This is a genomic window from Ancylobacter sp. Lp-2 (assembly GCF_020523795.1).
Lineage (GTDB): Bacteria > Pseudomonadota > Alphaproteobacteria > Rhizobiales > Xanthobacteraceae > Ancylobacter.
This window is the reverse complement of the sequence record NZ_JAJALI010000007.1, coordinates 153399-172395: the sequence shown is the minus strand read 5'-3', so window position 1 is coordinate 172395 and position 18997 is coordinate 153399. Positions and strand designations below refer to the sequence as shown.

At 63.7% G+C, this 18997-nt stretch carries 16 protein-coding genes and 1 tRNA gene; 11 read left to right on the top strand and 6 right to left on the bottom strand.

Annotated elements, in window-relative coordinates; genetic code table 11:
- Positions 1-236 precede the first annotated feature (236 nt).
- On the bottom strand, positions 237-3431 hold the full coding sequence (locus tag LGR54_RS17950; protein ID WP_230363342.1) for an efflux RND transporter permease subunit: 3195 nt from the start codon (positions 3429-3431) through the stop codon (positions 237-239).
- 79 nt (positions 3432-3510) lie between these two features.
- Positions 3511-4734 carry an efflux RND transporter periplasmic adaptor subunit gene (locus LGR54_RS17945; RefSeq protein WP_370638231.1) on the bottom strand — a complete coding sequence of 408 codons (1224 nt, stop codon included), beginning with the start codon at positions 4732-4734 and terminating at the stop codon, positions 3511-3513.
- Between the two features lie 234 nt (positions 4735-4968).
- On the opposite strand from LGR54_RS17945, the gene LGR54_RS17940 reads away from it, so the two are divergent.
- From LGR54_RS17940 to LGR54_RS17930, 3 genes are all read left to right on the top strand, one after another.
- A complete protein-coding gene (locus LGR54_RS17940; protein WP_230363340.1) occupies positions 4969-5361 on the top strand; it encodes a hypothetical protein in 393 nt (130 codons plus the stop codon).
- 114 nt (positions 5362-5475) lie between these two features.
- A tRNA-Ser gene (locus tag LGR54_RS17935) sits at positions 5476-5565 on the top strand.
- 202 nt (positions 5566-5767) lie between these two features.
- Entirely contained in the window at positions 5768-6334 is a 567-nt protein-coding gene (locus LGR54_RS17930; protein ID WP_214010964.1) for a hypothetical protein, read from the top strand.
- 742 nt (positions 6335-7076) lie between these two features.
- Here LGR54_RS17930 and LGR54_RS17925 read toward each other — a convergent pair.
- Positions 7077-8438: a GGDEF domain-containing protein gene (locus tag LGR54_RS17925; RefSeq protein WP_214010963.1), complete on the bottom strand. Its 1362-nt coding sequence runs from the start codon at positions 8436-8438 to the stop codon at positions 7077-7079.
- 340 nt (positions 8439-8778) lie between these two features.
- Between LGR54_RS17925 and LGR54_RS17920 the strand changes: the two genes are divergently transcribed.
- From LGR54_RS17920 to LGR54_RS17885, 8 genes are all read left to right on the top strand, one after another.
- Positions 8779-9045, top strand: coding sequence for a hypothetical protein (locus LGR54_RS17920; protein WP_214010962.1), 267 nt, complete (start codon positions 8779-8781; stop codon positions 9043-9045).
- 78 nt (positions 9046-9123) lie between these two features.
- Positions 9124-9372 (top strand): hypothetical protein, encoded by a 249-nt coding sequence (locus tag LGR54_RS17915; RefSeq protein ID WP_214010961.1) that lies wholly within the window; start codon positions 9124-9126, stop codon positions 9370-9372.
- A 77-nt stretch (positions 9373-9449) separates the two neighbouring features.
- Positions 9450-10079, top strand: coding sequence for an arylesterase (locus LGR54_RS17910; RefSeq protein ID WP_230363494.1), 630 nt, complete (start codon positions 9450-9452; stop codon positions 10077-10079).
- 5 nt (positions 10080-10084) lie between these two features.
- The gene (locus LGR54_RS26080) at positions 10085-10306 is read left to right on the top strand and encodes a hypothetical protein (RefSeq protein ID WP_312893331.1); all 222 of its coding nucleotides are present in this window, start codon (positions 10085-10087) and stop codon (positions 10304-10306) included.
- Positions 10307-10801: 495 nt separating this feature from the next.
- Positions 10802-12913, top strand: coding sequence for a catalase (locus LGR54_RS17900; RefSeq protein WP_230363339.1), 2112 nt, complete (start codon positions 10802-10804; stop codon positions 12911-12913).
- A gap of 108 nt (positions 12914-13021) precedes the next feature.
- Entirely contained in the window at positions 13022-13654 is a 633-nt protein-coding gene (locus LGR54_RS17895; protein ID WP_214006522.1) for a DUF6766 family protein, read from the top strand.
- A gap of 43 nt (positions 13655-13697) precedes the next feature.
- A complete protein-coding gene (locus LGR54_RS17890; protein ID WP_230363338.1) occupies positions 13698-14591 on the top strand; it encodes an SDR family oxidoreductase in 894 nt (297 codons plus the stop codon).
- A gap of 564 nt (positions 14592-15155) precedes the next feature.
- Positions 15156-15983, top strand: coding sequence for a transglutaminase family protein (locus LGR54_RS17885; protein WP_230363337.1), 828 nt, complete (start codon positions 15156-15158; stop codon positions 15981-15983).
- A gap of 78 nt (positions 15984-16061) precedes the next feature.
- On the opposite strand, the gene LGR54_RS17880 is transcribed toward LGR54_RS17885, so the two are convergent.
- The 3 genes from LGR54_RS17880 to LGR54_RS17870 all read right to left on the bottom strand — a co-directional run bounded on the left by LGR54_RS17880 (position 16062) and on the right by LGR54_RS17870 (position 18953).
- A complete protein-coding gene (locus LGR54_RS17880) occupies positions 16062-17225 on the bottom strand; it encodes a PHB depolymerase family esterase (RefSeq protein ID WP_230363336.1) in 1164 nt (387 codons plus the stop codon).
- 150 nt (positions 17226-17375) lie between these two features.
- Positions 17376-18299: a hypothetical protein gene (locus LGR54_RS17875; protein ID WP_230363335.1), complete on the bottom strand. Its 924-nt coding sequence runs from the start codon at positions 18297-18299 to the stop codon at positions 17376-17378.
- 159 nt (positions 18300-18458) lie between these two features.
- A complete protein-coding gene (locus LGR54_RS17870; protein WP_214009003.1) occupies positions 18459-18953 on the bottom strand; it encodes a ferritin-like domain-containing protein in 495 nt (164 codons plus the stop codon).
- Positions 18954-18997: the final 44 nt, after the last annotated feature.

Genomic DNA, 18997 nt, shown 5'->3' with positions numbered 1-18997 from the left:
CAACTGAACTTTACCAACGCGGACACGGGACGCCAGACTACGCCGACGATCCGCCCGCCCGGAAGGGGCGAGCGGCTTCCGTCGCACCATCAACGCAGGAATCGTGCCGTGCCCGGCATGGCCCAACGGCAGGCAATCGCGCGCTCGGCGGCGACGGACGCCCAGGGAAGCGCCAGCCTCATGCCTGTTATCGAGGCAGGCGAACAATACCGCGCCCTGCCCTACTGCGGTGCCGATCAGGCGACCGGCTTCGCCTCGCCCTCGCCCGGCTCCGGACCGGCCGACGCCTCCGGCGCGGCACCCGGCTTGGCCTTGCGCTTGCCGCGCTCCTCGAAGCGCTGCAGTACCGCGTAGAAGGACGGCACGAACAGCACGGCGAGGCAGGTCGAGGCCAGCATGCCGGAGAACACCGCGATGCCGATCGACTTACGCGAATTGGCACCGGCGCCGGTAGCGAGCACCAGCGGTAGCACGCCGAGAATGAAGGCGAAGGAGGTCATCAGGATCGGCCGGAAGCGCAGCCGCGCCGCCTCCACCGCCGCCTCGGCGATCTCCATCCCCTCCGCGCGTTTCTCGCGCGCGAATTCGACGATCAGAATGGCGTTCTTCGCCGACAGCGCGATGAGGAGGATCAGGCCGATCTGGGTGTAGAGGTTGTTGGCGACCCCGAGGCCGGTCAGCGCCGCCACGGTACCGAGCAGCGCCAGCGGCACGGCGAGGAGCACCGACAGCGGCTGGATCCAGCTCTCATACTGGCCGGCCAGCACGAAATAGACCAGCAGGATGGCGAGGCCGAACACGAAGTAGATCTCGTTGCCGACCACCACCTCCTGATAGGACATGGCGCTCCAGTTGAAGCCCATGCCGGGCGGCAGCGTGTCGTCGGCCACCTGCTTCATGATGTCGAGCGCCTGGCCGGACGAGAAGCCGGTGGACTGCACGCCGACGATGGTGGAGGCCGGGTACAGGTTGTACAGCGTGATCAGCGGCGGCCCCAACACCGGCTTGATGGTCGCCAGCGTGCCGATCGGCACCATCTCGCCGGACGGCGTCTTGATCTTCATGCCGAGGATCTGTTCCGGCGTGCGGCGGAACTCGCTGTCCGACTGCACATAGGCCTGGAACGTCTGGCCGAACTGGTTGAACTGGGTGACGTAGCTCGATCCGACATAGCCCTGGATGGTGGAGAACACCTGGCCGACGGTGACGCCCAGCGTCTCGGCCTTCACCCGGTCGATGGTCATGAACAGCTGCGGCACGCTGGCACGGAACGAGGTGCTCAGGTGCTGGATTGCCGATTGCGATTCAGCGTTCGCGCTGATCTGCTGGGTGACGCTCTGCAGCTTGGGGAAGTCGAAGCTGCCGTCGCGCGATTCCACCATCATGGTGAAGCCCGAGGCGTTGCCGATGCCCTGGATCGGTGGCGGCACCAGCACGAAGGTCGCCGCCTCCTGGATCTGCTGCAGCTCGCGGTTCAGCGAGGTGTAGATCTCCAGCAGCCCCTGCCCGGCCTTGTCCCGCACATCCCAGTCCTTGAGCATCACATAGGCGACGCCGCCATTGGGCAGGGTGGCATTATTGTCGAGCACCGAGACGCCGGAAATGGTGATGACGTTCTCCACGCCGGGCGTGTCCTGGGCGATCTTGGAGACCTTCTCCATCACCGCCTGGGTGCGCTCGAGCGAGGCGGCATCGGGCAGTTGCGCGCCGATCAGCACATAGCCCTGGTCCTCGGTCGGCAGGAAGCCGGTGGGCACCCGGGTGATGCCCCAGATCGAGACGCCGATCAGGATGAGCCCGACAAGGGCGGTAAAGTAGCTCACCTTCACCATGCGGCGGATGAGGCCGGCATAGCCGCGCTCGGCACGTTCGTAGACGGCATTGAAGCCGCGATAGAAGAAGTTGCGCTTCTCCGGCGGCACCGGCGGGCGCAGCCACAGCGCACATTGCGTCGGCTTCAGCGTCATCGCGTTGATCGCCGAGATGAAGGCGGTGGCGGCGATGACGAGGGCGAATTGCTGGTAGAGCTGGCCGGTGAGGCCCGGCATGAAGGCGGCCGGAATGAACACCGACATCAGCACCAGCGTGATGCCGATGATCGGGCCGAACAGCTCGTCCATCGCCTTCTCGGCCGCCTGCCGCCCCGGCAGGCCGCGCTCGATGTGCCGCGCCACGCCCTCGACGATGACGATGGCGTCGTCGACCACGATGCCGATGGCGAGCACGATGGCGAACAGCGTCGACAGGTTCACCGTGAAGCCCATCGCCGCCATCGCCGCGAAGGTGCCGATGATGGTGACCGGCACGGTGGTGGCCGGCACCAGCGTCGCCCGCCAGTCCTGCAGGAACACCAGAATGACGATCAGCACCAGGATGCCGGCCTCGAACAGCGTCTTGTACACCTCGGTGATCGAGGCGTTGACGAACACCGTGGTATCGAAGGGCACTGCGTAGGCCAGGCCGGGCGGGAAGTCCTTGGAGAGTTCCGCCATCTTGTCGCGGACTTCCTGCGCCACCTGCAGCGAGTTCGCCTCGGGCAGCTGGTAGATGCCGAGCGAGGCGGACTGCCGGCCGTTGAAGGTGAAGACCTGGCTGTAGGTCTGCGCCCCGATCTCCACCCGCGCCACGTCGCGCAGGCGGGTGATCCGCCCGCCATTGGCGTTGTCGACCTTGACGATGATGTTCTCGTAGTCGGCGGCATCGTTGAGCCGCCCGGCGATGTTCAGCGTGTACTGGAAGTTCTGCCCCTTCGGCACCGGCGGCATGCCGACGACGCCCGAGGCGACCTCCTGGCTCTGCTGCTGGACGATGGAGATGACGTCGCTCGGGGTCAGCCCGCGCGCCTGCATCTCGTCGGGATTGAGCCAGATGCGCATCGCATACTGGCCGGAGCCGAACACGTTGACATTGCCGACGCCCGGCAGGCGGGCGATCTCGTCCTGCAGGTTGATGATGCCGTAATTGGCGAGGAACAGGCTGTCATAGCGCCCGTCCGGCGAGTACAGCGCGACGAATTGCAGGATGGCGGTGGATTTCTTCTGCGTCGTCACGCCCTGCACCTGCACCGCCTGCGGCAGCGAGGCCATGGCGATGGCGACGCGGTTCTGCACCAGCACCTGCGCCAGATCGGGATCGGTGCCGATGGCGAAGGTCACGGTGAGCGTGTAGGTGCCGTCCGACGCGCTGGTCGACTGCATGTAGAGCATGCCCTGCACGCCGTTGACCTGCTGCTCGATCGGCAGCGCCACGGTGTCGACCAGGGTGCGGGCGCTGGCGCCGGGATAGAGCGTCGTCACCTGCACGGTCGGCGGCACGACGTTGGGATATTGCGAGACCGGCAGCTTGAACAGCGCCACCGCGCCGATCAGCACGAAGACCAGCGCCAGGACGTTCGACAGAACCGGCCGTTCGATGAAGAAGCGGGAGATCATGGCTCGTGCCTTGTTGCGGGTCTGCCGGTAGCGATGTCAGGTACCACCCGACGCCGGGCGGCGAACGTGCCGGTATGTGTCAGGGCTTGGCGGCGGGCGGCGCGGCGGCAGGCGCGGCCGGCTTCGCCGCGGCGGGCGCTGCCGGCGCGGGCGCTGCCGGCGGAGGCGCGGAAGGCGGCGCCGGCTCCGGCTCCACCTTCGAACCGGGCACCGCGCGCTGGATGCCGCCCACCACGACCTTGTCGCCGGCGGAGAGCCCGCTCTCGATCACCCGGTAGGAGCCGACGAGCTGCCCGGTGGTGACCACCTTCTGCTCGACCACGTTGTCTTTGCCGACCACCAGCACGTAGCTGCCCTGCTGCGCCGATCCGATGGCGGTGTCGGGCACCAGCAGCGCGTTGGGCAGCCGCTGCACCGGCACCCGCACACGGGTGAACAGGCCCGGCAGCAAGGAGAGCGTCTTGTTCTCGAACAGGCCCCGCACCAGCAGCGTGCCGGTCGAGGGATCGACCTCCGGCGAGACGTAGTCCAGCCGACCCTGGTGCGGGTAGCCGTCCTCGTTCTGCAGGCCGATGTCGATCTCGATCTCCTTGACCTGCTCGATGGTGCGGCCCGATTCGGCCAACGCCTGCTTGATGCGCAGCACCTGGTTTTCGCTCAGGCTGAAATAGGCATAGATCGGGTCCATCTGCACGATGGTCGCCAGCTTGGTCGGCTGCCCCTGGCCAACCAGCTGCCCGACATCGGCGAGATGGCGGGTGACGATGCCGTCGAACGGCGCCACCACCGTGGTGTAGCCGTAATTGATGGTGGCGACCTCGACATTCGCCTTGGCCGAATCGACCGCCGCTTGCGCCTGGTCGCGCGCGGCGCGTGCCTTGTCGACCACCGCCTGCGAGGAGAAGTCCTGCTGGCCGAGCGTCGCTTGGCGCTGATACTCCGCCTGGGCGTTGGTGAGCTGGGCGTTGGCGGAAGCAAGCGACGCCTTGGCCTGGTCGAGATCGGCCTGGTAGGTGTCCTGCTGGATGAGGAAGAGCCGGTCGCCCTTCTTCACCGTCGCGCCGTCCTTGTAGTCGATCGACATCAGGAAGCCCTCGACGCGCGCGACGAGGTCGACGGAATTGATGGACGCCGTATTGCCGGTCAGTTCGAGATAGCGGATGACCGGCTGCTCGAACGGTGCGGCCACCGAGACCTTGGGCGGCGGCGGCGGCACGTACTCGTTCTTCTCCGTGCAGCCCGACACTGCCAGAGCGAGTCCCACGACGCCGATCAACGCCGGCCCCGTCACGCGCCACCTCATCGGCCTCATTGGCCACCCCCGCAAACTATCCCCACCCGTTGGACTATATTGAGGACATGGGGCTTGTCTAGATTACCGAAGTTATTGAAATTTTTCGTGAACCTCCGCCACGGGCCGGAGTGCGTGCGACCGCGCGGCGCGTGCTATTCTCTGGCTTCGTCGGCGCGCAGACCTTATTGATTTCCGCCGACGCTGCGGCATCCTCCGGACGGCATCCGAACCATGAGACCCAGCATGACGACGACGACCTCCACCCGCGAGCTGCCCGCCCCCCCCCTTCCGATTCGGCTCCGGCGGGTCCGGGAGTTGCTCGCCCTCGTCGCCCTTGGCGCCGGCATGGTGTGCGCCGCCGCCAATCCGGCGCTCAAGGTGAAGCAGGGCGACATCTTCTCCGATCCCGTCGGCTCGGTGATGGACGTGTCGGTGGCGAATGAGGGATCCGCGACGATCGGCGCCGCGGTGGTGACCTGCGAGTTCACCGCCGCAGGCAAATCCGTGGGGACGGCGAGCACCACGATCTACAACATCGTCGGCGGCGGCACCGGCAAGGACCAGGTCCATCTCATGGGCGGCACGGCCGACGCCGCCCGCTGCGCCATCTCGTCCACAGCCCCGGCGTCAAACTGAGCGGGCGGGCGCCGCGGTTTCCACGGAACGGCTTGCCAAGCGGCCAGCTTCACTATATTCCGCGCCTCCGTCCCCATGGGACGACGTGCATTGATCGTCAGCGATCGATGCCGGGGAGAGGTGGCCGAGTGGTTGAAGGCGCACGCCTGGAAAGTGTGTATGCGGGAAACCGTATCGCGGGTTCGAATCCCGCTCTCTCCGCCAAATCTTTAGCCTAAATCGTTGATTTTATTCAAGAAAAAATCAACCATCGAAGCTTCACCCCAACAATCACCCCAACAGCTGACGCCGGTAGGGCCGATGGCGGCGCCTTCTACGCAGCGCTCTCCCTTGCAATACAACCCCTCCGTTTAACTAGACCGTCGCTCGCGCACTGATGTAGGCTCCCCTCGTGCAGGAGGCCTTCATGGTTGACTTACGAGTGATCGACGGCGGCGGTGGCGAACGAGGCGACAAGCAGGCGCAATGGGCAGAGGAAATGGCCGCTCAAGCGTTGGAGCGTCTTGCAGTGGAGATTCTTCGCGGCGTCGCTCGTGGGCCCGAGAACTCGTACCGCGTGGGCACCGCGGTTCGGGATCTATATGAGCACCTCACGCCCGAAGCGATAAAAGTGCGCCTCTATGCCACCATGGATTCCGGCCTTCGAAGTGCGAACAGCCGGCTACTGCCGGACACTCCCAATAATTGGGACGACGAACTCCCCTGGCTGTTGAAGAGCGCTCTACGACTAGCGGCGGAGACCATCGCGACGGATGGGTTCGCTCGCGGCCGCGCCTCTCAGCGCCGAAGCGACTTCGATCATGCAGTCGAGCAGTACATCCTTCAGAGGGAGGAGCGGTCGCGCGAGGGTGGTGGGAGCTATCTGGTGCGATTGCTGGAGCGCCTCCCACCCTTGCGGCCATCGCCTTCGCTCGCCCGGGTTCGCCGAGCCAAGAAGCGGAAGCCTGCCACCAAGCCAAAGAAGCCGGCCTAGAGAAGGACTCGGAAAGGAGTTGATCGTCTACTTGAAGGTCAACATTCGTGCGGTAGGCGCTTGGCGGCGTTGCGGTTTCGTATTTTACCCCGCCTCGCTAGGAGAGTGCTGTCTTCATCGGCAGCAGAACCCGGGCTGACGAGCCCAATGCGACCAGGATACCCCATCTTGAATATCTTGATTGTTTTCAAGTTTGGGCGAGAACGGCCCAGCCTTTGATTTCCTATGATTGTTTTCAACCGATGCAGGGCATGCCCGTCCATCCGTCGCTCGCCTAGCCACAGACTTGAATTCTTGATTGTTATTCAAGATGGCCGCGGTTCGATCTATCGGCTTCGATTCGGTTGATTGCTGATCAAAGCGCCCTTACCGGCTTTTAGGGCCTGACAAAACTCGTCATGAACGGATTTCCATCTTGCAATGATGTGGATGTTGACACCGAAGAGTTCGGCCGGCTCCTCATTTGTCGCGCTGATCTCGCAAGCCATTTGCTCCAGTACACGACCTACGCGGCCCAACATGTATTGCCGCGGACAGAATGCTATGCGGATGAGCCTTGGCGCCATCCCGTCGCTTCCAGCGCCGCGCTCGTGCGCATTGGTCTCGAGCTGCTCTCGGCGTCTATTTTCACCTACTTTAGACGCATCACGCACCCACGACCGCCCTCATTTCATTCTCGCCTACATTCATTTCGAGGGGAACGGTGGGGAACAGGGGGAACAGGGTTGGCGCATATTGGCCACTAAGCGGCAACGACCTGGTTTCTACCCGCCCCTTTGGCCCGATAGAGAGCGTCATCCGCTGCAGCGAGAAGGTTCTCGAGAGATAGCTGCGTATTGCCCTGCACGTGTACAAAGCCAACACTGACAGTGAAGCGCAGCATGTCCCCGCTGGGAAGCGCACACGACAGGTCCTCGATCTCCGCTCGCAAGCGGTCTGCAATACCCTTCGCTCCCTGATCGCTTACGGCTGGCGTGAGGATCGCGAACTCTTCCCCACCGATGCGACCGAAAAGATCGTCTTTGCGGAGAGCCCTGCCCACAACGTCTGCAAAGGCTGCGAGCGCCCTGTCACCTGCCGCATGGCCGTGGGTATCATTGATGCGCTTGAAGTGATCGATGTCGATGGTCATGACGGCAAGAGGACCGGGCCGCGCCGAGAGCACGGAGCTCGCCTGTGCCGAGAATGCTGCTCGCGTAAGGGCACCCGTCAATGCGTCGTAGGTTGCGAGCCGAGTAAGCGTGCTCGTCAGCTCCACTCTCGCCGCGTTGATGCTGGCGACGGTCAATGGACCCAAGGCCAGTAACATGATGCTGAGGCGATCTGTCATCGTCATCGCATCGATATGCCCAGCGGGCTCGCCGACCACGCCGAGCGATACGGCAATCAGATGGGATATGCTCACCAGCATCGTGAGCAGAACGGTGGGGAACAGCGGGTAAACAAGGGCACACCAAAGGAGTGCTGGCGAGGGGAACGCAAGTGCCCCCATTCCTCCTACGAGGTGCCCGACGACAAGTGAGAGCGCGAGGGCAACAATCGGAGCTCCTGTGAGAAAAGCCGCCTTGTCCTTCCCACCGCGTCGTAGATCCAACGCCGAGATGAATGGCCCGGCAGGCGCCGTCAGGATGACGGGCAGGACGATGATGCCGTTTACCAACTCGGTCGTGAACCAGAATGCCAGTCCGGAAACCCAATCCCGACCGAAGAAAACGGGCGCGACTCCCGCGCCAACAACGGCCGACCCAGCGGCGGCACAACTGAGCACCCCCAATAAGTAAAGGACGGAGGACGGTTGGCCCAAGGTGCGATGAGCATCATTGATACGAGCATAGAGCAAAACCCCGACGCCGACGCCCGCCAGGTTCCCTGCTGTCAACCAGATGGTGAGCAGGAGAGAGCCGCCCGTAAGGATGTCAGCAGTAAAATAGCCCGCGATTGCGGCGAACCAGCCGGCCGGGGATACCAATGGAGGATGCCGAACGAAGAGCCCGAGGAGTACCGCATTGGCCGGCCAGAAGGCAGCGAGTGAACCATAGGGCCGTGTCAGAATGCCAAAAAGGCAGGCAACGAGAACAACCGAAAAAACAATCGATACGTTCAAGATCGGAAGACGCCCGCTCCCGAAGCCTCTCGCCATAGCATTACGTTCTCGCGGCTTGCACTCGCAACTAACGTGGCATTGGATGCTCGGCGCGTCTACAGGTTGTTGGTGGCTTAACCATTTACAGCGAGGCTGGGCCAAGCTCAGGCCAGGGGGGCGCCTCGATGCCGTCGTTGCCCGGATCGAGAAGGTGACGTCGAGCACGTGGTGGGCAGTGTGTTCTCGTTTCAGCATCACCCCCGCCGGCCGCGTCGCTCTCGGGGAGGCGGAGGGTAAGGGGCAGACGCTTGGAACGTGAGCCTGTGCGGAGCGTTGGAATCGGAGCAATGGAGGAATAACCATGCCGATCCTCGATCATGTGTACACAGCCGAGTCCGCGACGATCCCGGTCGTCAGAGTTCATGCCGGCTCCGCCACCTTCGATATCGCCACCCTCGATGAGGCACTGTCCTTCGCCCTGGCCAATCCGCATCCCGGAGGCGACTACGACGGGTTGATCCGTCGTCTGGAAAGCGCTGCAAATGACGACGATGTCATTGAAGCGGGCAACGCATTCCTCTGGTGGGCGGAAGCCAACAACATCGTGGCGGGTCCGGTTCGCTGCTGAGAAAACTCATACTGGGCCCACCTCGACGCCGCTCCTCAGCCATGTTTAGCTCCCGGCACCTGAAGAGGAGACGGTTCGATGAAGTCGCTCATCACTCTCGCCGTTCTGGTTGCCTTCGCCGGCCCCGCCCTCGCCGATAGCTGCGTTGCGAATGCCGATGCCAAGAAGCTCGCGGGCGCGGCCCGCACCAGCTTCCTTGGCAAGTGCGAGCGCGATGCTCAGACCGCATGCGATGCGCAGGCCACAACCAAGAAACTGGCCGGCGCAGCCAAGACCAGCTTCACGACCAAGTGCGTCAAGGACAGCGTCGGCGCGCCTCCCGGCTGATCCGCATGTGCGGTCCCTATGGCTACCAATCCAGCGCGCTGAAGACTGCGCTCTGTTGCCGACATTTCGCGGCCTTGATGATAATCGCCATTCTGTCCCTTGCGACCGCCGAGGCCGAGCCGCTTCGCATTGTCGCTTTCGGCGACAGCCTCACTTCCGGATATCGCCTGCCGCCGGAGGCTTCCTTCCCTGCGAAATTGCAGGCGGCATTGAAGGCGCGTGGATACGACGTCACCGTGGCCAATGCTGGCGCGCCCGGCAATACCGCGACCTCTGGCCTCGAACGGCTAGACCGATCGGTGCCCCAGGGCACAGACGGCGTGATTGTTGAGTTTGGTGCTAACGACGCACTTCGTGGGATTGACGTCCATCTGACCGAACGTGCGCTTGACGCGATCATTGCGCGATTGAAGGCGAGAGGAATTCCCGTTCTGCTGGCGGGCATGTGGGCACCGTCCAGCAGAGGGGTGCTGTTCATGGCCGATTTCCATGCCATCTACCCACGCTTGGCGGAAAAACACGCTGTCGCGCTCTATCCCTTCTTCCTTGCCGGAGTAGCGGCAAACCCTTCATTGAACCTTCGCGACGGCATACACCCAAATGCTGCTGGGGTAGACGTTATCGTCTCGCGCATAATGCCCACCGTGGAGATATGGCTGGACGGCATGCGCGCGAGCCGTAGTGTCAGAGAGCGCGCGTCACCGTAGGGCCCATGTGCAACCTCTACGGCCATAAATCGAACCTCGCCGCGATCACTGATCTCGTCGGGACGCTCGGCAACGGCGTCGGCAACCTGGCGCCACACACGGTCGCGATCGGCCGGGTGAATATGGGTCGACAGGTCCTCAAATTTCACCTCGTCGCTTTGCGGTACGCTCCACAGCAGAAACGCTTGTTCGTCCATTGCGAACTGGTCGTTGTCTACGTTCCATGACCAGAGCGCCACGCCGGCCGCGCGGATTGCCCTTCGCAGACTGTCGGCGTCCCATGCCAGAGGGTTGCTCGTCGGCATTGATAAAACCCGAGGGGGCCGCCGCGGCGGTAATCAGAATGATGATCGGAAAAGAGTGTTACCTGCCATGGCCTCCTGATGGTTTCTATCGCATCTCGTACCATTGTCTTGCATCACAAAGCCCGTGTCCGCTTCGCGCAGACGTCGCCGGCTGATCGCGTATCCGCATCTCCAACAAGCCGCTCCGAGCCTGACGCCTGGGTTACGAGGCTCGTCTGAGCATGGCTTTCGTCGCGCCGATCTCCTGGCCCGCCCTATGTGAGCGAAGTGCTCTCGAGCTGACGCGGCGAGTTTTCTGGCGCCCGCCCACATCCCGATGGCGTTGGCACCCCCCGCGCAACGAAAGCCGGTCCCGAGGGTTAGTGGGACGATGCGGGGTCGGCCGGACGTCCCCGCACGCTTAGGGAGCGCACGCGCATGGCACGGAAAGCTACGGCAACGCAAAGATCAGCGGCGGCGATTCACGATCAGACGCTTCTTCGAGGGAACGGCGGCGAATTGCACCAAGTGGCGGAGGGCGACACGCCGGTCATGACCACCGCCCAGGGCGGGCCGGTCGCCGACGACCAGAACACGCTGAAGGTCGGTCCGCGCGGTCCTAGCCTGATCGAGGATTTCCACTTCCGCGAGAAGATCTTCCACTTCGACCATGAGCGCATTCCCGAGCGCGTCGTCCATGCGCGCGGCTACGGCGCGCACGGCTATTTTGAGACCTATGACTCACTCGCCAAATATACCCGCGCCGATCTGTTCCAGCGCGCCGGGGAGAAGACGCCGGCCTTTGTGCGGTTCTCCACCGTCGCAGGCTCCGAGGGCTCAGCAGACCTTGCTCGCGACGTGCGCGGCTTCGCGGTGAAGATCTACACGAAGGAAGGTAATTGGGACCTCGTCGGCAACAACATCCCGGTGTTCTTCATCCAGGACGCCATCAAGTTTCCCGACATCATCCATTCGGTGAAGCCGGAGCCTGATCGTGGCTTCCCGCAGGCGGCCTCGGCCCATGATAATTTTTGGGACTTCATCTCACTGACCCCTGAAGCCATGCACATGATCATGTGGGTGATGTCCGACCGGGCGATCCCGCGCTCGTTCCGGTTTATGGAGGGCTTCGGCGTCCACACCTTCCGGCTCCTCAATGCGAGGGATGAGTCCACCTTCGTCAAGTTCATCTGGAAGCCGAAGCTTGGCCTGCAGTCAGTCGTCTGGAACGAGGCGGTGAAGATCAACGGCGCCGATCCGGACTTTCATCGCCGCGACCTGTGGGACGCCATCCAGTCCGGTAATTTCCCGGAATGGGAATTGTGCGTGCAACTGTTCGACCAGGAATTCGCTGACAGCTTCGATTTCGACGTACTCGATCCGACCAAGCTGATCCCCGAAGAGGTCCTCAAGCCCATTCCGGTCGGCCGCCTGGTGCTGGACCGCATGCCGGACAATTTCTTTGCCGAGACCGAGCAAGTCGCGTTCATGACGCAAAACGTGCCGCCCGGCATCGACTTCTCCAACGATCCGCTGCTGCAGGGACGCAACTTCTCTTATCTCGATACCCAGCTGAAGCGGCTCGGCAGTCCGAACTTCACCCATATCCCGATCAACGCGCCGAAATGCCCGTTCGCGCATTTCCAGCAGGACGGGCACATGGCGATGCGCAACCCGGTCGGGCGCACGAACTACCAGCCTAATTCACATGGCGAGGGTCCGCGCGAGGATCCCGTGCGCGGCTTCCGCTCGTTCGCTGAGGAGATCGACGCGCCGAAGGTGCGGCTGCGGTCCGAGAGCTTCGCCGACCACTACAGCCAGGCGCGGCAGTTCTTCAACAGCCAGACGGTCCCCGAGCAGAAGCACATCGCCATGGCGCTGACCTTCGAGTTGAGCAAGGTCGAGGCGGCAGTCATCCGCGAGCGGATGGTCGCGCATCTGCTCAACATCGACGAGGCGCTCGGCGCCGCGGTGGCCGACAAGCTCGGCATAGAGGAACTGCCGAAGCCCGCCGATGCGGCGGTCACGCCACGTGACAACCTGCCGGCCTCGCCCGCGCTCAGCATCATCCAAAACGGCCCGGCGAGCTTCAAAGGCCGCAAGGTCGGCGTGCTGGTGAGCAATGGCTGCGACGGCGAGCTGCTGAAGGCGCTCCAGGCCGCCATCGAGAAGGAAGGGGCGGTGATGGAAGTCATCGCGCCCAAGGTCGGCGGCGTCGAGACCGCGGACGGCACCAAGGTCGTGGCCAAGCATATGATCGACGGCGGGCCCTCGGTGCTGTTCGACGCCGTGGCGCTGCTGCTTTCCGAGGAGGGCGCCGAGCGGCTGACCGGCGAGGCGGCCGCGCGCGACTTCGTGGCGGATGCCTTTGCGCATTGCAAGTTCATCGGCTTCACTCCGGCGGCCCTTCCGCTCATCGCGAAGGCTGGTGTCGCGCCCGATGCCGATGAAGGGCTCATGATCCTCGACGACGCAAGTTCGGTGGCAGAGTTCATCGAGAGCTGCCGCAAGCTCCGCCTCTGGGCGCGGGAAGCCGCCGTGAAACTCTGAGCGGTCGCGCGAGGCAGCGCGGGTTTCGACCCGCTTCAATGAGGACAGAGCGAGGTGGCGTTGAAAGGCGCCGCCTCCCCTGTATCAGGCCCCGGAGGCCGACGATCGATGCGACAATTCCTGCGCGACAACGGATTGACCCTGGCGCTGGGGACGATGTTCCTCTTCTCGGTCATCGGCATGGCGCTGACCGGCCGGGCCTCCTTCAACAAGGAGCTCGTCGACCACGGGCAAGCCGCGCTCGGCCTCGTGGCCTATGTGCACAGCGGCGAATTCCTGTCCTCGCTCTTCGAGAACTGGGAGAGCGAGTTCCTGCAGATGGCGGTCTATGTCGTGCTTACCGCCATGCTGTTCCAGCGCGGCTCCTCGGAATCGCGCGATCCCGATGAACCTTACAGGCCCGACGACGAGGTGCCGTGGCGCGCCCGCCATCCGCTGGCGGCGTGGCTCTACGCGCATTCGCTCGGCCTCACCCTGGCACTGCTATTCGTCGCGTCGTTCCTGTTCCACTGGTGGTTCAGCATGGTCGCCGCCAATGCCGACGCGCTCCGCCATGGTGGCGAGGTCCAGACGATCGGGAGCTATTTGCTCGATCCGCAGTTGTGGTTTGAGTCCTTCCAGAACTGGCAGTCGGAATTCCTCTCGACCGCCTTGCTCGTCGTGCTGTCAATCTTCCTGCGCCATCAGGGCTCGCCGGAATCCAAGCCCGTCGCCTCCGCCAACGCGCAGACCGGCGACTAATCCCGCGCCGTCATCCGGCGACCCATCAAATTGGAGAGCCACCATGACCGATCGTCTGAAATTGCAGGACCCACGCACGCAGTATCCGGGGCCGCCGTTTCCGGAGCAGCCGCAGCCCATGCCGGGCCTCGCTCGCAAGATGGACCCAGTGCCCGACCATGGCGAGGAGAGCTATCGTGGGTCCGGCAAGCTGGAAGGGCGCAAGGCGCTCATTACCGGCGGCGATTCCGGCATAGGGCGGGCGGTCGCCATCGCCTTCGCACGCGAGGGAGCGGATGTCGCCATTTCCTATCTTCCGGACGAAGAGGCCGACGCGAGACTGGTCATTGCCTTGATCGAGGCTGCAGGTCGCAAGGCCGTCTCGCTTCCCGGGGATATTACGGACGAAGCCTGGTGCCGGGAACTGGTCGACAAGGCCGTCGCTCAGCTCGGTGGGCTCGACATCCTGGCGATCAATGCGGCGCGGCAGCAATATCGCGAAGCGGTCGAGGAGCTATCGACGGCCGATTTCGACAAGACGATGAAGACCAATCTCTATGCGCTGCATTGGATCGCACAGGCAGCCGTTCCGCATCTTCCGCCGGGCGCTTCCGTCATCACCACCGCGTCGATCCAGGCGTACCAGCCCTCGCCGATCCTGCTCGACTACGCGACGACCAAGGCGGGCATCGTCGCCTACACCAAGGCGCTGGCCAAGCAGCTCATCGAGAAGGGCATCCGCGCCAATGCCGTGGCGCCTGGCCCGTTCTGGACAGCGCTGCAGCCGAGCGGCGGCCAGCCCGACGAGAAGGTGGAGAACTTCGGCAAGGACAGCGATTTCGGCCGTCCGGGGCAGCCTGTGGAATTGGCGCCCGTCTATGTGCTTCTCGCCTCGCAGGAAGCGAGCTTCATCAACGGCGAAGTCTATGGCGTCACCGGCGGCAAAGGCATCGCCTGACGACCTCGGTGAGTACCGCAAATAGGCTGGCCGCGCTGAACGAGGACGTCGACCACTAGCGCTGCACTGTCCGGCGGTACGGGAATCGGTCCCGGATAAACTGGTTGAAATAGCTTCCCTTCGAAATGGCGGCTCGATAGGCCGCATACGTCTTCCGGAGGGACATCGCTGTAGTCGTAGCGGCGCCCGCTCTGCCGGAACCACACCGACAGGGTCCGGTGTCCTCGCCGTACCTGCTTCGCGCAATTACCGTCGATGGCATGACTTGCACCCGGCCCGGCAGGTCTATCCGCGCGATCCCGAGTCTCGGTCGTCTCCTGCGGCAAAGAGGAGGCGACGATAGGATCGGCCCCGCTTCCTGCGTGGCGATGTATTTCAGGTTGTCGCCCACGCGGTATGTCGGGCTCCCGTGCATCAGGACGCCGAACGGAGGCCCGCCTTCAAGTTCCAAGCCGAGGCATCGCGCCGCCTTTGGCATTCGGAACATGCAGACCTTCAACATGGAACATTGCGGTAACGAACGTGGTTTGCTGACGACCCCCACCACAGGCGAGAGACGTCTCAATGGAAATTCGCTGCGGCTATAGGATCGAGGTTGTTTGTCACCAGCCGACGCCCGCCATCCTCCTGCTGGATCCACATCCCAGCCGCGATGTCGACATCGTCAGCGGACCGAATGGCGCGGTGACATCGCTCGCCGATGGCCGGGACGTGCCATGCGTCGAATATGCCGACGGCTTCGGCAACCGTTGCCGTCGTCTTGTCGTGCCGCCAGGTGGTGCAGCCTTCACCAACGACATGATCGTGCGGGATTCCGGCGTGACGGATGCCGCGGATTACGATGCCCAGGAGGTGTTTCCCGGCGAGCTACCCTCCGAAGTGTTCGAATATATGTTGTCCAGTCGATACTGCGAGGTCGACGAGCTCTCGGCGACCGCGTGGCAGCTGTTTGGCAAATATCCCCCGGGCTGGAACCGGGTGCAGCAGATCTGCAACTATGTGAACGCCCAAATCCGCTTCGACTATCAGTGCGCCCGGAATACGCGTACGGCGGCCCAGGCGATGAACGAGCGTGTGGGCGTCTGCCGCGACTTTACGCATCTGGCGGTCGCGCTGTGCCGTTGCATGAACATTCCCGCGCGCTATTGCAACGGTTTCCTCGGGGATATCGGCGTCCCGCGCGATCCCGCCCCAATGGACTACAATGCGTGGTTCGAGGCTTATCTCGGCGGGAAATGGTTCACCTTCGACGCGCGCCACAACATGCCGCGCATCGGCCGCATCCTGGTCGCAAGAGGCCGGGATGCGGTCGACGTTCCGATGGTGCATACATTCGGACCGCACATCCTGCAGAAATTCGAGGTGATCACCGAGGAGGTCCGCGCGACGTAACGCCCGCTCCGCTGCCATGGCCTGGTGGTGGAAGCTGAACAGGCGGATGCCCACTGCTGTCCCGCAGCTGGTACCGCCTCAGCGCATCAGTCCTGCGGCGCGCAGCGCGTCTTCGATGATTTTCTTTACGCCGGATCCATCGGATGCCGGCGGCGTCCGTCGCGAAGCCGTCGCATGGATCGCGGGCGCCACCTTTTTTATGCCGGGCGTACGCTCCGCGGGCGACGGTAGTGTCACTAGCTTGCCGTGTATAACGGCCGTAGCGGAGCAGGCGACAGCCTCCTCGCGGGACTGCGCTATTCCCCAGAACTGCGCAATCTCCCGGGTGGAAGAGATGCCAACCTCCAGCATATAGGGACCTGGAACGCCGAGGCCATCGCCCAGCGGTGTGCCGTGGCCCATGGCGGAGATTGTGTTCAGTTCGATCACCGCCTCGCCTGCAGCGTTGCACCAACTGTGCTTTGCGCGCACGCCCAGAACTTCCGACCGTGTCGGCGCCTTGTCGAGCTGGTGGACGCTACGCCATTGCGCGGCGATATCCTCGGCATTGGAAGGCGCCACCGTGTGATCGGCCGTTCCCTGCCAGATGGCGATCCTCGGCCATGGACCCGCATGCGTGGAGGCCTCACGCAGAAGCGCCCACAGCTCCTCTTTGGAGGCCGCGCCCTGGCCGCGCATGCAGTCGAACGCTTCCGGGACCGTGCTCGCACGGCCATAGGCGAGGCCGGCGATGATGGCGCCGCCGGCGAAGACCTCGGGATAGGTGGCGAGCATGACCGAGGCCATCGCGCCGCCAGCCGAAAGGCCGGTGACGAAGATCCTGTCCCGATCGAGACCGTTGGCAACGATCATGGCTTCGATCATCTGGCGGATGGAGAGCGCCTCTCCAGCATCGCGCCTCGTATCGCCGGGGCGAAACCAGTTGAAGCACAGGTTGGGATTGTTGCCGTGATGCTGTTCCGGAAAGAGCAGCGCGAAACCGGCCCGATCAGCCAGTTGGGACCAGCCGGCATGGTGATCGTATCCGGCGGCACTCTGGGTGCAGCCATGCAGTACCACGACGAGCGGCGCGCCCTTGGTAAGGTTCGCCGGAAGATAGAAACGCGACTTCAACCTGCCCGGATTCGATCCGAAATCGGTGAGCGTGGTGAGCCGGTCGGGTACGCCGGCCCCGGGAAAATGTGCACCCTGTGACCCGCGAAAAGCAGCGAGACGGGCAATCATATCCGACATTGTCTTCAATGGAGACATCCTTGTTGGGACGCCCGGGGTGGACGACCATGTGCTTCAACGCACTCGCAGCGAAATCGTTGCTGCATTGCACAATAACAAGGGGCGGGCTGCCGAGAATGTGGAGAGCGGCCGGACTTTGCGGGCCGGCCGCCCATTAGGTCAGCGGCGATCGCTGAGGTATACGGTTTCCTCGTCGTCGCGCTGCCGGCCGCCCAAGGCGGCGGCGACGCAGGCGATGAAGGCCCCGATCATCAGGGAAAGCGCGCCGAGCAACGCGAAGGTGGCGCCGGCCTTGCGGGCCGCATCGGCGGCCTGTTGCGCCTTGACCTTGGCGTCGTTGACCTGGGCGAGAACGGCATCGACCCGCGCCGTCGCATCCGCCTGGGATAGGCCGGTGCGGGCAGCAACGAGCTGACCGAGATAAGTCTTGTCGCCGGGGGAGACTTCGCCGGCGGCGGCGCTGGCGATCAGGATGCGCGAAGCCTGCGCGGCCGCGGCGGCATTGCCCTCGGCACCCGGCGTTGCCAGCTGCGCGGGATCGGAGGGGCGGAAGAGGGCGTCGACAAAGTAGGACGTCGCGTCCGAGCTGCCGCTGCCGGATCCGGCGCTAGCGGTTGCGCCTGCCGAAGCCCCGAGCGCCGCACCGGACGCCACGGTCGAGGCGGCCTGGACACCTGTGCCGATTGCTCCGGAAAGGGCCGAACCAAGCACCGAAACCACCAGCAGCGTTGCCACCGCCCAGGCCATGAAACCGTGTGCGGTGTCGCGGAAGAAAGTCTCGTCGGTGGCGATGCCGACCCATTTGGTGCGAAGCCGCCCGGTCAGATAGCCGCCAACGCCCGAGGATAGCCATTGAACAATGACCAGCCAGATTGCCGTAGAGACGGCAAAGGTGGTGACGCTGGCGCCCTCGTTGGACCAGGGAGAAACCATGGTGAGTCCGAGGCCGGAGCCCAGCAGCATGAGCACGAAGGTGAGCGTCGCGGCGGCGAAGGCGCCGGCGATGACCGGCCCCCAACTCACAGCGGAGGAGGAAGATTCGATTGGGGCGGCGACGTCGGTCGCCGGATAGGTTGATGCCATGACGTCCTCCTATCGCACGAACAGCGCGAGGAGGATGATGATCGGAATCGGAATGCCAAGCAGCCAGAGTAAAATGCCACGGCCCATGATGGTCTCCTCTCGATAGACGGGATCCTGAACTGAAGCAGCCACCGCGGGGATACCGGGTGGCTGCTTGGATCAGGCGGCCTTCGCCATGGCGTTGGCGGATGCGTCCGCCAAGCTTGTCAGCGCCTTATCGGTCATGGATTCTTCCTTCAGCGTGGCGTCGAGCAGCGTCACCGCGTCCTTCAGGCCGAGTACCTGCGCCCAGCGCTTCAGCGTGCCGTAGCGCGTGATCTCATAGTGCTCGACTGCCTGCGCCGAAGAGATGAGGCCAGCATCGATCGCAGGCGTGCCCTTGAACGTCTCGACGATCTCCTCGCCTTCGGCGACGATGCCTTCGATGGCGTCGCACGTCTTGCCCTGAGCTCGCTTGCCCATCAGCTCGAACACCTGCTGAAGGCGTTCGACGTGGACTTCAGTCTCATCCTTGTGCTTTTCGAAAGCGGCTTTCAGCTCCGGGGACGAGGCGGCGCGGGCCATTTTCGGAAGAGTTTTGAGGATCTTCCGTTCGGCGTAGTAGATGTCCTTGAGCGTGTCGTGGAACAGGGTTTCAAGATTCTTCTCAGGCATTGTGCTCTCCTGTGTTCCCCAAGCAGAGGCAGAACCAAAGGCCG